This is a genomic window from Devosia sp. GW821-FHT12F11, from assembly GCF_058806655.1.
In genome coordinates, this window is record NZ_JBXAPX010000006.1 from 376,530 (window position 1) to 390,792 (window position 14,263).

The following is a 14,263-nucleotide window of genomic DNA, read 5'->3' on the forward strand; positions in this document are numbered from 1 at the left end:
AAGTTGGAGCGCGGGCCTCTAGGCGTGGCGATTTGAACGGCAAATGAATGTGCCGCTCAGCGCCGGATCAGGAATGGGTTGGGGGCGGAAAGCTGCCGGCCTCTCCATGATCCTCCCCCGCGTGGCGGGGGAGGATTAGCGGAGAGGCCGGCGAGCGGCCTCAGGCGGGCGGGATGTTCTGGTTGAGCCGGAACAGGTTCTCCGGGTCGTAGGCCCGCTTCACCTGTCTCAGCCGGTCCCAGGTGTCGCCGGGATAGGCGGCGCGGACGCGGGCCGGGCCCTCGTCGGCGACGAAGTTCACATAGGCGCCGTCATCGCCCTGGTTCAACGCCTTGGCGAAATCGGCGGCCCAGGCTTGCTTCTCCGGCTTGTCCGCCTCGCCGTCGTAGAACGCCGCCACATTGACCATGATCGGGCTCTTGCGGTGGGCGTAGGCGGTGGCCGCGGGGGCAACGCGGCCGAGCGCGCCACCGAGCACGCGAATCTGGCAGACCCTGAGGCTTGCGTCGGATTCCTCCAGATAGCCGAGAATGGTCTCGGCCTCCGGGGTGCCGATGCGATCGACCAGGAGGTTCAGCGCCGCCGCTGTCGGGTGATAGTCGGGATCCTCGGGCGGATACATGCTGGCATAGGGGCCGGGCTTGACGAAATCGGCGAGCGGGGCGCCGAGCGCCCGGAACGGCGCCAGCGCCTTTTCCGCTGCGTCCGGCTCGCCGGCGAAGGCGAGCATGGCGAGGATCACCATCTTGCCGTGCTGCTCGGCCGGCAGGAACGGCATCGGCGGGGCCGGCATGACGTTGGCGATGCTCGAGAGCTCCTCGGGCGCCGCCTTGGCGGCTGCGACGAACCCGGCGATGGTGCTGGCGGTGGCCGGCAGCACCAGCATGCCGCCGGTGAAGGCGGGGAGCGGGTGGAGCTGGAACTTCAGCCGGGTGACCACGCCGAAATTGCCGCCGCCACCGCGCAGCGCCCAGAACAGTTCGGGGTGATTGGCGGCGTCGGCCAGCAGTTGCTGGCCGTTGGCGGTGACCAGTTCGACCGCGAGCAGCGAGTCGATCGAGAGGCCGTGCTTCCTCGCCAGATAACCCACGCCACCGCCCAGCGTGATGCCGCTGATGCCGACAGTGCCGGCATCGCCGAAGCCGACGATCAGCTGGTGCGGGGCAAGGGCTTCGGTCAGTTCCATGGCGGTGACGCCGGCGCCCACCCAGACGGTGCGGTTGGTAGCGTCGATGTCGACGCCCTTGAGATCGCGGACATCGATGACGAGGCCGCCATGGGTGGTCGAGTGGCCGGCCCCGCTATGGCCGCCGCTGCGGATGGCGAGCTCGAGGCCGTTGTCGCGGGCATAGACGATGGCGGCGGCAGTGTCGGCGGCATCGGCGACACGGACGATCTGTGCGGGGCGCTTGTCGTAGCCGCCATACATGACGGTGCGGGCCTTGTCGTAGTCGGAATCAGTTGCTGTGATCACCCGGCCGGCAGAGCCGGCGGGCAGGCGGAAGGCATTCGCGGCAGTCGAGAGGGGCATAACCTTGTCCTCAGGTTCTCGGGTTGGCGCGCTGGGTTGCGGTAACATGGGTGTGACTATCCGTGATTGCTAGAGTGAGAGATCGTCTCGTTGCATCGGATCCCGCGCCGCCCCTGGTCTCGCTTCTTCCTGGGGGTGCGACGTGACGGGATTTGTCATCTGAGAAGGACTGCTCTAAAGGACATCCGCAACTACCTCGGACTTCCCCAGGGGAAGCCGCGCGGGTCAGCTTGCAGCGAAACGTAACTGATCTCTGCGGTCCGCCGGCAGCACGCCCGGCCGGGCTGCCGCTTCCTGAGGGGCAATAAGCGCATGGCAAACGTGATCGTCGTCGGCAGCCAGTGGGGTGACGAGGGCAAGGGCAAGATCGTCGACTGGCTTTCGGAGCGCGCCGACGTCGTCGTGCGCTACCAGGGCGGTCACAATGCCGGTCATACGCTGGTCATCGACGGCACCAGCTACAAGCTGGCGCTGCTGCCCTCGGGCGTGGTGCGCGGCAAGCTGAGCGTCATCGGCAATGGCGTGGTGGTCGATCCGCACCACTTTGTCGCCGAGGTCGAGAAGATCGGCGCCCAAGGCATCGAGATCACCCCGGAAGTGCTGAAGATCGCCGACAATGCGCCGCTGATCCTGAGCCTCCATCGTGAGCTCGACGCAGTGCGCGAGAGCGGCAATTCCGGTTTGAAGATCGGCACCACCCGCCGCGGCATCGGCCCGGCCTACGAGGACAAGGTCGGCCGGCGCGCCATCCGCGTCTGCGATCTCGCCGAGCCCGAAACGCTGATGCCCAAGATCGAGCGGCTGCTGGCGCACCACAATGCGCTGCGCCGCGGCATGGGGCTGGCCGAGCTTTCCGCCCAGTCGCTCTACAACGAGCTGACCGAAGTCGCCGGCAAGATCCTGCCCTATGTCGACCAGGTCTGGCGCCTGCTCGACGAGAAGCGCCGCGCCGGCGCGCGCATCCTGTTCGAGGGGGCGCAGGGCGCGCTGCTCGACAACGACCACGGCACCTATCCGTTCGTCACCTCGTCGAACACCGTGGCGGGCCAGGCCTCGGCCGGCTCGGGCCTCGGGCCGACGGCGATCGGCTATGTGCTGGGGATCACCAAGGCCTACACCACCCGCGTCGGCGAGGGACCGTTTCCGTGCGAGCTCGATGACGAGATCGGCCGGCACCTCTCCAGCGTCGGCCGCGAAGTCGGCGTCAACACCGGGCGGCCGCGCCGCTGCGGCTGGTTCGACGCGGTGCTGGTGCGTCAGACGGTGAGAACTTCGGGGATAAACGGCATTGCACTGACGAAACTGGATGTTCTTGACGGCCTCAAAGAGCTCAAAGTGTGTGTGGGCTATGAGCTCAATGGTCAAAAAATTGACTACTTGCCTGCCTCAATGGGAGCACAAGCTGCTGTTAAGCCGATTTACGAGACCCTCGAGGGGTGGTCGGAAACAACGGCAGGGGCGAGAAGCTGGTCTGAACTCCCGGCCCAGGCGGTGAAGTACGTCAGGTACATCGAAGAGCTGATCGGGGCGCCGGTCGCCATGCTCTCCACCAGCCCGGAAAGGCTGGACACCATACTGGTTCAGGACCCGTTCCAAGATTGAGTTTTTTTCGGTAGAACAGGCCCCCTAAATTACGGATGTCGCTTAGCCAATGGCGGACTACAAAGAGCTGTTACGTAGGGCGGTAGAAGCTCTGCCGGAGAATAACGGCGCCGCGCGACGCGCGGTCTACGAGAAGGCGCGCGCCGCGCTGGTCGGGCAGTTGCGCGCCATCAATCCGCCGCTGGCCGCTCGCGACATTACCGCACACCGCCTGCAGCTCGAGGATTGCATCCGCCAGGTCGAGCAGGAAGCCAGCGAGGCGGTGATTGCCGGTCTCGGTTCGGGCAAGGAAGACAATCCGCCGCCGCCGCCGGTATATTTCGAGCCGCCGGCCAAGAAGGCCCCGGCGGCTGTCGCCAAGCCGGTCGCCAAGCCCGTGCAGCAGAACGGCAAGGAGCCGCCAAGGCCGCTGCCGCCCGGCGGGTCGATCGAAGAGATCATCGCTGCCGCCAATGCCGAGCAGACCGAAGGTTCCGACCGGTCGCGTTCGATCGTCCGTCCAGACGCCAAGCCGATGGGCAAGCCCGTCCCCAAGCTCGTGCCTTCGACGCAGCGCCAGCAGCCGCAGCTCGCCGCCCCGGTGCCCTCCGACGAGGACGAGGATGACGGCGAGGAGTTGCAGCAGCGCCCAGCGCCGATCCGTTCGCCCATTCCGGCCAAGTCGCCGACCGGCCGCTCGCCGCTGCCCTCGATCGTGGCGCGCGCCGAAGCGGCCAAGAGCCGCACCGGCAATGCCGCGTTCGGCGCGCCGATCGGTGGCGCTGCCCGCGGTCCGGTGCTCGAGCCGCGCCGCGAATTGCCGGCGCCCCGCCTCGAGCCCGCCGGCCGCAACGGCCAGGCCGCGGCCCGCCAGATGTCCGAGCCGGTGGCGCTGTTCAACGATCCGCCGATCGCCGCCGCCATGTCGGCGGTGCGCGAGGTTGAGGTGGAAGCGCCGCCTGCCGATCCGCAGGGGGCGATCGATCGCGCCATTGCGACGCTCGACCGCGAAGCGCGTGGCGATACCGAGTTCGAGGAGCCGATCGGCAACGGCGTGCCGTATCGCGCCTTCGAGGATGACGAGGCCGACGAGCCACCAGCGCGCCAGAACGGCTTCGCGCCGTCGATTCTGAAGGCCGATGCGCGGCCGCAGCGGGAAGGCAAGGCCGCCAAGGCCAGCGCCTTTGCCCGCGACGCCCGCGAACCGCGCGCCAAGAAGCAACGCGATGCCGAGTCGAATTTCCCGCGTGCCCGCGCTGAGGATGAACGTCGCGGTCTCGGGGCTGTCACCATCTTCCTGATCGTGTTTGCCGTGCTGCTGATCGGCGCCGGCGGCGCCGGCTTCTGGGCCTGGCGCGAAGGCTTCATCGATCTCGACCAGATGTTCGGGCGCGGCGCGCCGGCAACGCAGCAGTCTGAGATCACCTCGCCGACGCCGACCGAAACCGCCACCGATACTCCGGCCACCGGCCCGGGTAACACGGCTACGCCCGCCGAGAGCGATACGCCGACGGCCGAGCTGGGCACGGAAGATCGCCTCGGCACCGACACGGCTGCCGCGCCGGCGGAACTGAGCCGGCTCGTCCCGGCAGCACCGGAAGATCGCCTCGGCACCGACCAGCAGACGGCGGCAACCGATGCGACGCAGGCTGCGGCCTCGGTCGATCCGGCCAGCCTTGCCGGCAGCCAGTCGCTGCTGCTCGAAGCCTCGGACAGCGGCACCACCGGCGCCGTGCCGTTCTCGGGTACGGTCGAATGGAGCAAGGGCACCGACGAGATGGGCCTGCCGACGCTGATCGGCAAGGCGAACATCCCGGCGCGCAACCTTGCCGTCGACGTGCTGATCCGCAAGAATTCCGACGCGAGCCTGCCGGCCAGCCACCTGATGGAAGTCAATTTCCGGGTGACCGACAGCTTTATCGGCGGCTCGATCGCGGGCCTGCCGGGTGTGCTGCTGAAGAACGAGGAACTGGTGCAGGGCACGCCCCTGGTCGGCGCCTCGGCCCGCGTCGTCGGCAACTCGTTCCTGTTCGCGCTCAGCGCCTCGCCGGCCGATATCACCGCCAACAGCAGCCTCCTCACCTCACGCAAGTGGATGGACCTGGCGCTGATCTACGCCACCGGCAAGCGGGCGATCATCACGCTCGAAAAGGACGCCGCGGCCGAGACGATGTTCACCGAAGTGGTGGGCGAGTGGACCAAGTCGGTCGCTGCTGCGAACTGATCGGCTGAGAAAGAACCATCGAGACGCCCGGACCTCAGGTCCGGGCGTTTTGCTTTTCGGGAGCGCCGAGGCCGGCTACAGCCGCTTCAACACCCGCGCCGGAACGCCCGCTGCAATGGTGCTCGCCGGCACGTCCCGGCTGACCACCGCTCCAGCCGCGATCACCGCGTTGTCGCCGACGGTCACGCCGGGGAGGATCGTCGCGGCGGCGCCGATCCAGACATTGTTGCCGATGGTGATGGGCTTCTTGACGATACCATTCCGCCGCTGCGTGGGGTCGGTGGGGTGGCCGGCGGAAACGAGGTTCACCTTCGGTCCGATCATCACGTCGTCGCCAATGCTGATGCCGCCCATGTCCATGAAGTGGCAGCCCTGGTTGATGAAGACGTTGTTGCCGACGGTGATGTTGAGGCCGCAATCGGTGGAGAAGGGCGGGATGATCATGAAGCGCTCGCCCACCGGTTTGCCGATCAACTCGCTGAAAGCGGTGCAGAGCCCGTCGAGGTCATCAAAGCCGATGTCGCTCAACCGGGCGCTCAGCCGTACGGCGCGTTTGAGGTTCTCGAACATCTGCCGCCCCTCGGACGAGCGGGCGGGGTTGGCTTCGGTCATGGCAGAGCATCCGGAGAGAATCGGGGTGGTAGTGTAGCTCGGGTCCGGGGCTCGGGTGAGCTTCCGCAGAGAGTATCGCGGCACCGCCTTCGCTCGGGGAGGGGCTGGGGGTGGGGGTGGTGAGGCGGGCTCGGTGCTGACTGCGCCACCCCCTCCCTCAATCCCTCCCCTCAAGGGGGAGGGAGGCGATCGCCCACGAGATTTGTGCCGAGGAGACGCCTCAGCCCTTGAACAGCATGCCGTCGCGCAGCTGGTAGCGCCGCGTCGCCAGCGCTTCGACGTCGTCGACATGGTGGCTGACCAGCAGAGTGATCCACCGGTGCCGCTCGGTCAGCGATTTCACCAGCGTGCGGATGGTGCCGCGCGTGTCGTCGTCGAGGGCGGAGAACGGTTCGTCGAGCAGCAGCACCGGCCGGTCGCGCAGCAGGGTGCGGGCCAAAGCCACGCGCTGCTTCTCGCCGCCCGAGAGGGTGTCGGCGCGCTGTTTCAGCACGCCGGGGAGGCCGACCTCGGTCAGGGCTGCCACGATCTTCTGCTGTCGGTCGACGGCACCGCGGGGCAGGCCGAGTTCGAGGTTCTGATAAGCGCTGAGGTGCTCGAACAGGGTTTCGGACTGGAACAGGATGGAAATCGGCCGTTGCTCGGGCGGCCATGGCAGCAGGTCCTGGCCGTCGAGCATCAAGCGGCCGGCCGAGGGCACGAGGAAGCCGGCGATCAGGTCGAGCAAGGTCGATTTGCCGGCGCCCGACTGACCGCTGACGGCGGTGATCTCACCCGGGTTCGCCACGAAGCTCAGGTCGAACTGGCGGGTCGCGCCGGGGTGGGTGAAGCGCAAATGTTCAGCTTCGAGCATCGGTGAGCTTTCCAAGCAGTTTTGGCAGCAGCACGAAGGCGGCGATGGTGATCACGAGCATCAGCGCGGCGATGGCGGCGGCGTCGTTGCTGCGATAGGCGCCGAGCGCCCGGTACATGAGCAGCGGCAGGGTGGCGAAATCCTCGGTGCCGAACAGCGCGATGACGCCCAGATCGCCGAGCGAGAAACAGAAGCTCAGCGCCAGGACGACGCCGGCTTCGCGCCCGATCAGCGGCCACTCGACCGCCGCGAACTGCCGCCAGCCGCTGAGGCCCAGCGAGCGGATCAGCCGGCCACGCCGTTCGGCAATGGCGTCGAGCGGCGGCGCCAGCGTTGCCAGGGCGAAGGGCAAGGAGAGCAGCGCGTTGGCGAGCAGCACCACCACCGGGGCGGCAGCCTCCGGCAGCATCCCGGCATTGCGCACGAGGAGGAAGGCACCGAGCGACAACACCACGGCCGGCACGGCGAGATAGGCATAGGCCGGCGCGCCGATGCCGACGCGGAGCAGCGGGATGCCCGAGGCAGCGCGGCCCATGCCGATGCCGAGCGCCAACAGCAGCGTCAGGATGGCGGAGCCCGAGCCGAGCAGGAGGCTGGTGCCGAGCGCCTTCCAGAAGCTCGCGCGGCTCGCCACGTCCAGGATGCCGGGGCCGATGCCGTCGATGAGGATGGCGAGCAGCGGTAGCGCGAAGCCGACGATGCCGAAAACGAGCACGGTCCATTGCGCCATCCGCGCCACCGCGCCGTCGCGCCAGCGCGGCGGGGTCGAGCCGCCGGTGCTGGCGGATATGGGGGCGAAGGCGGAGGCGGCGATGATGATGGCCGAGCAGATGCCGATCTGCACCAGCGCCAGGGTGACGGCGCCGCGGAGGTCGAAGTCGAGGCGGACGGCCGCATAGATCGCCACTTCCAGCGTCTGGTTGGCCGGGCCGCCGCCGAGCAGCAGCACGATGGGGAAACTGGTGAAGGCGAGGAGGAAGATGATGGCGGCGAGGCCGGGCAGCGTGGTGCGCAGCATCGGCCAGTCGATGACGCGGAAGCGCTGCCAGGCGCTGAGCCCAAGGCTCTGGCCGGTCTTCAGGCGCCTTTCCGGAATGGCGTCGAGCCGGGCGAGAAGGATGCGGGCGGCGAACGAGGCATCGAGAATGACATGGGCGGCGAGAATGCCGCCGAGGCCGAACAGCTGCACCTCGAGCGGCTGGCCGGTTACGGCCAGCGAGAGCTGGTTGACCCAGCCGGCGCGGCCCCAGACCGCCAGCAGGCCGAAGGCGACGATCAGCCCGGGGGTGACGATGGCGGAGGCGAACAGCCCGACGATCAGGTCGCGGCCAATGAAGCGCAGGCGGTTCAGGGCCCAGGCGAGCGCCGTGCCGACGAGCAGCGACAGCACCGTGGTGAGCCCGGCCTGGATGCTGGTCATCAACACCAGGTGCCAGACATCGATGCTCGATTGGCGTGACGGCTCGCCCGCCGCAGTGGCGAGGATCGCCAGCAGCACCAGCGCCACCAGCGCGGCGATGGCCGCCGCGATGCCCGCCCCGGCGATCAGCCGGAGCGGGCGATGGGGCAGGACCTGGTTACTGGAGCGCGGCGAGAGCAGCATCAACCCAGGCACGGCCATTGGCGGCAAGCGCGGCTTCGTCGATCGGCAGCACCTTTTCGGGCGGCTTACCGAAGGCCGCTGGCAGGTCGTCGCCGATGTCGATCACTGGGTACATCCAGTTGGTGGTCGGGATCACCTTCTGCGCTTCGGCGGTGACGAGATAGGCGAGGAAGGCCTTGCCGAGTTCCACCTGCTTGGCGGTCTTCAGCAGCCCTGCGACCTCGACCTGCGGCACGAAGCCTTCGGTGAACGGGGCGTAGGCGTACTTGCCGTCGTTCTCAGCAACAGCGTGATAGGCGGGCGAGGTGGTGTAGCTCAGCACCATGTCGGCCTGGCCATCGAGGAACAGGCCATAGGCTTCCGACCAACCGCGCGTCATGGTCAGGACGTGCGGCTTCAAACCCTTCCAGATTTCCGGCGCGCGGTCGCCATAGGCCGCCTGCACCCACAGGACGTTGCCGAGCCCGGGCGTCGACGAACGCGGATCCTCGATGACGATCTTGAAGCTCGCGGGCAGCGCAATGAGCTCTTCGAACGAGGTCGGCGGGTTCGGCGTCTTCTCCTTGTTGTAGACGAAGGCGAAGTAGCCGTAGTCGAACGGCACGAACTCGGCGTCGCTCCACGGCAGGGACAGACCCTCGAGGGTCAGCCCGTGCGGCGCGAACAGCCCGGTGGCGCGGGCTTCGCCGGAGGTGGCGGTGTCGAGGCCGACGACCAGGTCGGCCTTGGTCGAGGCGCCCTCGAGCTGCACCTTGCGCAGCGTCGAGATGGCGTCCTCGGAGGTAGTGAACTGCACCGTGCAGCCGCAGGTCTTCTCGAACCCGGCCTTCAGCGCCGGGCCGGGGCCCCATTCGGCCGCGAAACTGTCATAGGTGTAGACGTTGAGCGTGGGCTTGTCCTCGGCGAGGACTGGCAGGGCGGTGGCGCAGATGACTGCCGCCAACGCGAAGTGTGCGAACGAGCGCATATATCGTTCCCTTCGGTTGCGGCCATGTGAATGAAGGGGACGTCAATGGATCGGACGCTTTCGCGCCCTTGCCATCTCGAACTTCCTCCGCCAGCATGACCTGGTTCAGGTTCAATGGGTAACTCTCAGCTCCGGAAGATCCGGAACACCCCAGCGAGACAGCTGACAGATAGACAGAGTTTTCCCTCCGTGCAAGCGCGTGCCCCCCAGACTTCCGTTGCGGTCTTTGACGACCTGATGGTCATCGTCGGCGGCGGAACGGTCGATTTCGACCTGCTCCGCGAGCTTTATGCCTCGGGCGGCCACCTGGTCGGAGCCGATGGCGGCGCCGACCAGATCGTCGAGGCTGGCCTCAAGCCAGAGCTGATCATCGGTGATTTCGATTCACTGAAGAACCCGCATTCCTGGCTGGGCAAGACCCGGCTGATGCAGATCGGCGAGCAGGAAACCACCGATTTCGAGAAGTCGCTCTATTCGACGCGCGCCCCGGTGACGGTGGCGCTGGGGATGACCGGGCGCCGCTTCGATCACACGCTGGCGGCGCTCGATGCGGTGACCAAATATGCGGCAAAGCGCAAGATCGTCCTGGTCGACGAAGAGGATGTGGCGCTGCCGCTGACCAAGGCGTTTTCGTTCACAGTCGATCCAGGCGAGCGCGTCTCGATCCATCCCCTGGCGCCGGTGACGTTCTGGGGTTCGGAAGGGCTGAAATACCCACTCGATGCGGTGAAGCTCGCACCGGGAATACGGACGGGAACCTCGAACGAGGCACTGACCGGGCCGTTCCGGATCGTACCGGAGGAAGGCGTGCATGCGCCGTACCTCTTGATCCTGCCGCGGAAGTATCTGGCGCAGCTGATTGCGAAGCTGCTGCTGGAGAAGCGCTGACTGAAGCAGACGACCCCCTCCCATCCTCCCCCATAATGGGGGAGGTGCCGCATCGAGTTTCAGGCACTATCGGGCCACACGCTCGACCCTTCACCTCCCCCTTCATGGGGGAGGCCGGGAGGGGGCCGTCTCTATCGGTCGAAATTCCCCGCTCCGGCGAAATTCCGCCCAAATCCCCGCTACATGTCGCGGTCTTTAAGAGCTTGGGGCCATTCGTGAAAGTTCTGATTGCAGCAGTATTGCTGAGCCTTGCCGCGGTGTCGGCGAGCCGGGCGGAAGTCGTGTGCACATTGATCGTCGACGCTCAGAGCGGCGCGGTGCGGCTGCAGGAGGGCGGCGGTTGCGACACGCCGACCTCGCCGGCCTCGACCTTCAAGGTGCCGCTGGCGGTGATGGGGTTCGATGCGGGCATCCTGACCGGCGCGGACGAGCCGGCCTGGCCGTACAAAGCCGAGTATGACGCCAACCGCGCGGACTGGAAGGTGACCACCACGCCCACCACGTGGCTGCGCGATTCGGTGCTGTGGTATTCTCGCGTATTGGTGGCAGAGATGGGTGCCGAGCGCTTCGGCAAATACGTTGCCGATTTCGACTATGGCAATGCCGACATCTCGGGCGATCCGGGCAAGAACAACAGCCTGCTGCGTTCGTGGATCAACTCGTCGCTGCTGATCACGCCGGAAGAGCAGGTGCGGTTCGTGCGGCGGCTACTGGTGGGCGAGCTGCCGGCGACGGCGGCGGCGCAGGCCGCGGTGGTCGCCATCATGCCGAGCTTCAAGGCCGGCAAGTGGACCGTCTCGGGCAAGACCGGCACCTATTACGAGCGCAACGCCGATGGCACGTTCAACTCGCGCCGGCAGACCGGCTGGTTCGTCGGCTGGGCCGAACGCGATGGCGAGCGGCTGGCCTTCGCCTACCTGATCCGCGAGAACAAGAAGAGCTCGACCGGGGCAGGGACGCGCGCCCGTGATGCGCTGCTGGCGCGCTTCGCCAAGTGGGGCAAGGGCGAGTTCGCCTGGGCCCAGCAACCGCGTCCGGCGGTGGTGCCGGTGATCGGGCCGCCGCAGAACGGTTGATTGACTCCGAAGTACCCCACCCACGGTGTCACCCCGGCGCAGGCCGGGGCCCATCCTGAGGTGGCGCGGATACGCGCTCGAACCGAAGTATCTCAGGATGGATCCCGGCCTGCGCCGGGATGACACCGAGTGTGTGGGACGCTGATCTGGCAAACGAAAAGGGCCGCCCACTGGGCGGCCCTTTCTCATTCAGTGATCAAAGCCCTCAGAGGCTGGCTTCGCGCGACTTGGCGTGGGCTGCCTTCTGCACGGCTTCCTGCACCTTCTCGAAGGCGCGGACTTCGATCTGCCGGATGCGCTCGCGGCTGACATTGTATTCCTGCGCCAGCTCTTCGAGCGTCGCCGGCTCGTCACGCAGGCGGCGGGCCTGGAAGATGGCCTTCTCGCGCTCGTTAAGGTCGCTCATCGCGTTGGTGAGCAGGCCCATGCGCTCGGAGAATTCCTCGGTCTCGCCGAGGGTGGTCTCCTGGTCCGGCGTATCGTCGACCAGCCAGTCCTGCCACTCCGAGGCGCCCTCGTCGGCGCGCATCGGCGCGTTGAGCGAAGCATCGCCCGAGAGGCGCTGGTTCATCGACACGACGTCGCTTTCAGTGACGTGCAGGGTCGTCGCGATCTGCTTGATCTGGTCGGGGTGGAGGTTGCCGTCATCGAGGGCGGCGATCTGCCCCTTGATCTTGCGCAGGTTGAAGAACAGCCGCTTCTGCGCCGCAGTGGTGCCGATCTTGACCAGCGACCACGAACGCAGCACGTATTCCTGAATGGCGGCGCGGATCCACCACATCGCGTAGGTCGCGAGGCGGAAGCCCTTTTCAGGCTCGAAGCGCTTCACCGCATGCATCAGGCCGACATTGCCTTCCGAGATCACCTCAGAGATAGGCAGGCCATAGCCGCGATAGCCCATGGCGATCTTGGCCACGAGACGCAGATGCGACGTGATGAGCTTCTGGGCGGAACCGGGATCCTGATGCTCCTTGTAGCGCTTGGCGAGCATGTATTCCTCGTCAGGCTCAAGCATCGGAAACTTACGAATTTCCTGGAGATAGCGGCTGAGTCCACCCTCAGCCGAGAGAATTGGCAAATTGGTCTGGGCCATGATGCACCCTCGTCTTTCCCCCGTAGTCACGGGCAGATACGCAGCCGTGTCCAGTCCGGCACACGGCTGACTGTCAGAGATATATAGGTCGAAAATCGGTCTTGATAAGACCCACCGACCCTGCATGAAAACGTTGGTAGACCCCGAAGGTTGCGTGAACCTTGCAGGGGGGCTTTTGGGCCGCCACTCCCCTTTGGCGCTCACCTTGTGGGCACCGTGTGCTCCACCTACTCGGTGTCATCCCTGCGAAAGCAGGGACCCATCTATCCGTCGGCGCAGGTGGCGCGTTGGGTCCCTGCTTTCGCAGGGATGACATCCGGTGGAGAGGCGAGGCAGTGAGTCAACTCGTGCACACCGCAGCAGCCTCCCCAGCACCCTACCGCGCAAACGCCCGATCGAACGGCTCGATCGCCGCTTCCAGCGCCTCCAGGTCGGGCGGCAGCGGCGCTTCGAACTGCATTTCCTCGCCGCTCACCGGGTGTTCGAAGCCGAGTTCGGCGGCGTGCAGCGCCTGCCGGCCCAGCGCCGCGACAGCGGCTTTCGCTGCATCTGGTAGCCGGTTGACCTTGGTGGCAAAGCCCGGGCCATAGACCATGTCGGCGACCAGCGGGTGGCCGATATGGGCCATGTGGACGCGGATCTGATGGGTGCGGCCCGTTTCGAGCTCGCAGCGGATGCGGGTGATGTCCCAACCCTCGTCGCCGAAGCGAGCCTCGACCCAGTAGTGAGTGATGGCCTCGCGGCCATCCTGGCGCACCGCCTGCTTCAGCCGGTTGGCCGGGTCGCGGCCGAGCGGCGCTTCGACGGTGCCCGAGGCCTGTTGGGTGCGGCCCCAGCAATAGGCCATGTAGGCGCGGTGCAGCGGACCGGTGCGGCCGTGATCGGCAAACTGCGCGGCGAGGTGGTTATGCGCCTGCTCGGTCTTGGCGGCGACCATGACGCCGGACGTATCCTTGTCGAGGCGGTGGACGATCCCCGGGCGCTTCACCCCGCCAATGCCCTTGAGGCTGTCGCCGCAATGGTAGAGCAGCGCATTGACCAGCGTGCCGGTGTAGTTGCCGGGGGCAGGGTGGACCACCATGCCGACCGGCTTGTTGATGACGATCAACTGGTCGTCCTCGTAGAGGATATCGAGTGGGATGTTTTCGGGGGTCGGCTCCGCCTCGATCGGCTCGGGTGCAACGAGCGTGACTTCTTCGCCGTCGCGCAGCTTGTATTTGGGCTCTGTGACAGCTCGCCCATTGATCGCGACGCTTCCGGCCAGTATCAGGTCCTTGATCCGGTTGCGCGAGAAGACCGGTACGGCACGGGCGAGCGCGGCATCCAGCCGGCTGCCGGCGTCGGCGGCATCGACCAGCAACTGCCACTCCTGTTCCTCGCCGGAAATATCCTGCATGAGCGATCCTCAAGACAAACCCGAAACCACCCCGGAACTGACACCGGAAGCCAAGACCGTACTGGCCCGGGCGCGCAAATCCTTCATGGTGTCGATGGGGCTACTGGTGGTGGGCCTTATCGCCATCGGCGGCGCACTTGTCTACCGCGCATCGCAGAGCGACAGCAAAGCCGGCAGCGACTACGTGATCGCGGCGCTGAAGATTCCGGCCGGCGGCGAGGTGGTTTCGGCGGTTGCGGCCGACGGCCGGGTGACCGTCACCTACAAGCTCGGGCCGATCACCAGCGTGCGCATTTTCGACGGCAAGTCGGGCGAGATGATCCGCGAAGTGCCGGTGGTCAGCGAGTAGGTCGCGGCCTGAGGTCAGCAAGTCGCTTGCGGAACGGGACCAAGATACCCCTATTCGCTCCCCCAACTCGATGTCATCCCAGCGAAAGCT

General features: G+C 66.7%; 11 protein-coding genes, 1 pseudogene and 1 riboswitch. Of the genes and pseudogenes, 5 read left to right on the forward strand and 7 right to left on the reverse strand.

Annotated features, from left to right (window positions below):
* Positions 1–160: 160 nt before the first annotated feature.
* The gene (locus tag AC1ROK_RS19465) at positions 161–1,531 is read right to left on the reverse strand and encodes an FAD-binding oxidoreductase (RefSeq protein ID WP_492849937.1); all 1,371 of its coding nucleotides are present in this window, start codon (positions 1,529–1,531) and stop codon (positions 161–163) included.
* A 312-nt stretch (positions 1,532–1,843) separates the two neighbouring features.
* Here AC1ROK_RS19465 and AC1ROK_RS19470 point away from each other — a divergent pair, with 312 nt between their 5' ends.
* Complete coding sequence (locus tag AC1ROK_RS19470) at positions 1,844–3,133, forward strand: adenylosuccinate synthase (RefSeq protein ID WP_492849939.1); 1,290 nt, start codon at positions 1,844–1,846, stop codon at positions 3,131–3,133.
* A 49-nt stretch (positions 3,134–3,182) separates the two neighbouring features.
* On the forward strand, positions 3,183–5,336 hold the full coding sequence (locus AC1ROK_RS19475) for a hypothetical protein (protein ID WP_492849941.1): 2,154 nt from the start codon (positions 3,183–3,185) through the stop codon (positions 5,334–5,336).
* Positions 5,337–5,411: 75 nt separating this feature from the next.
* Here the strand turns inward: AC1ROK_RS19475 and AC1ROK_RS19480 are convergent, their stop codons facing one another.
* From AC1ROK_RS19480 to thiB, 4 genes are all read right to left on the reverse strand, one after another.
* Entirely contained in the window at positions 5,412–5,948 is a 537-nt protein-coding gene (locus AC1ROK_RS19480) for a sugar O-acetyltransferase (RefSeq protein ID WP_492849943.1), read from the reverse strand.
* 220 nt (positions 5,949–6,168) lie between these two features.
* Entirely contained in the window at positions 6,169–6,801 is a 633-nt protein-coding gene (locus AC1ROK_RS19485; RefSeq protein WP_492849945.1) for an ATP-binding cassette domain-containing protein, read from the reverse strand.
* A complete protein-coding gene (locus tag AC1ROK_RS19490) occupies positions 6,788–8,431 on the reverse strand; it encodes an ABC transporter permease family protein (RefSeq protein WP_492849947.1) in 1,644 nt (547 codons plus the stop codon). The genes AC1ROK_RS19485 and AC1ROK_RS19490 overlap by 14 nt, the downstream gene beginning before the upstream one ends.
* On the reverse strand, positions 8,379–9,371 hold the full coding sequence (gene thiB / locus AC1ROK_RS19495) for a thiamine ABC transporter substrate binding subunit (RefSeq protein ID WP_492849949.1): 993 nt from the start codon (positions 9,369–9,371) through the stop codon (positions 8,379–8,381). The genes AC1ROK_RS19490 and thiB overlap by 53 nt, the downstream gene beginning before the upstream one ends.
* A 65-nt stretch (positions 9,372–9,436) precedes the next feature.
* Positions 9,437–9,534: riboswitch (TPP riboswitch) on the reverse strand.
* A 74-nt stretch (positions 9,535–9,608) separates the two neighbouring features.
* Between thiB and AC1ROK_RS19500 the strand changes: the two genes are divergently transcribed.
* Together AC1ROK_RS19500 and blaOXA are read left to right on the forward strand one after the other, a co-directional pair.
* Positions 9,609–10,259 (forward strand): thiamine diphosphokinase, encoded by a 651-nt coding sequence (locus tag AC1ROK_RS19500; protein ID WP_492849951.1) that lies wholly within the window; start codon positions 9,609–9,611, stop codon positions 10,257–10,259.
* 203 nt (positions 10,260–10,462) lie between these two features.
* Positions 10,463–11,239 (forward strand): annotated as a pseudogene (gene blaOXA / locus AC1ROK_RS19505) (class D beta-lactamase); the annotation flags it as partial.
* A 301-nt stretch (positions 11,240–11,540) separates the two neighbouring features.
* On the opposite strand, the gene rpoH reads toward blaOXA, so the two are convergent.
* Complete coding sequence (gene rpoH, locus AC1ROK_RS19510) at positions 11,541–12,428, reverse strand: RNA polymerase sigma factor RpoH (RefSeq protein WP_069909057.1); 888 nt, start codon at positions 12,426–12,428, stop codon at positions 11,541–11,543.
* A 376-nt stretch (positions 12,429–12,804) separates the two neighbouring features.
* Positions 12,805–13,824 carry an RluA family pseudouridine synthase gene (locus AC1ROK_RS19515; RefSeq protein WP_492849953.1) on the reverse strand — a complete coding sequence of 340 codons (1,020 nt, stop codon included), beginning with the start codon at positions 13,822–13,824 and terminating at the stop codon, positions 12,805–12,807.
* Between AC1ROK_RS19515 and AC1ROK_RS19520 the strand changes: the two genes are divergently transcribed.
* The gene (locus AC1ROK_RS19520) at positions 13,823–14,173 is read left to right on the forward strand and encodes a hypothetical protein (protein WP_492849955.1); all 351 of its coding nucleotides are present in this window, start codon (positions 13,823–13,825) and stop codon (positions 14,171–14,173) included. The genes AC1ROK_RS19515 and AC1ROK_RS19520 overlap by 2 nt on opposite strands.
* Positions 14,174–14,263 lie beyond the last annotated feature (90 nt).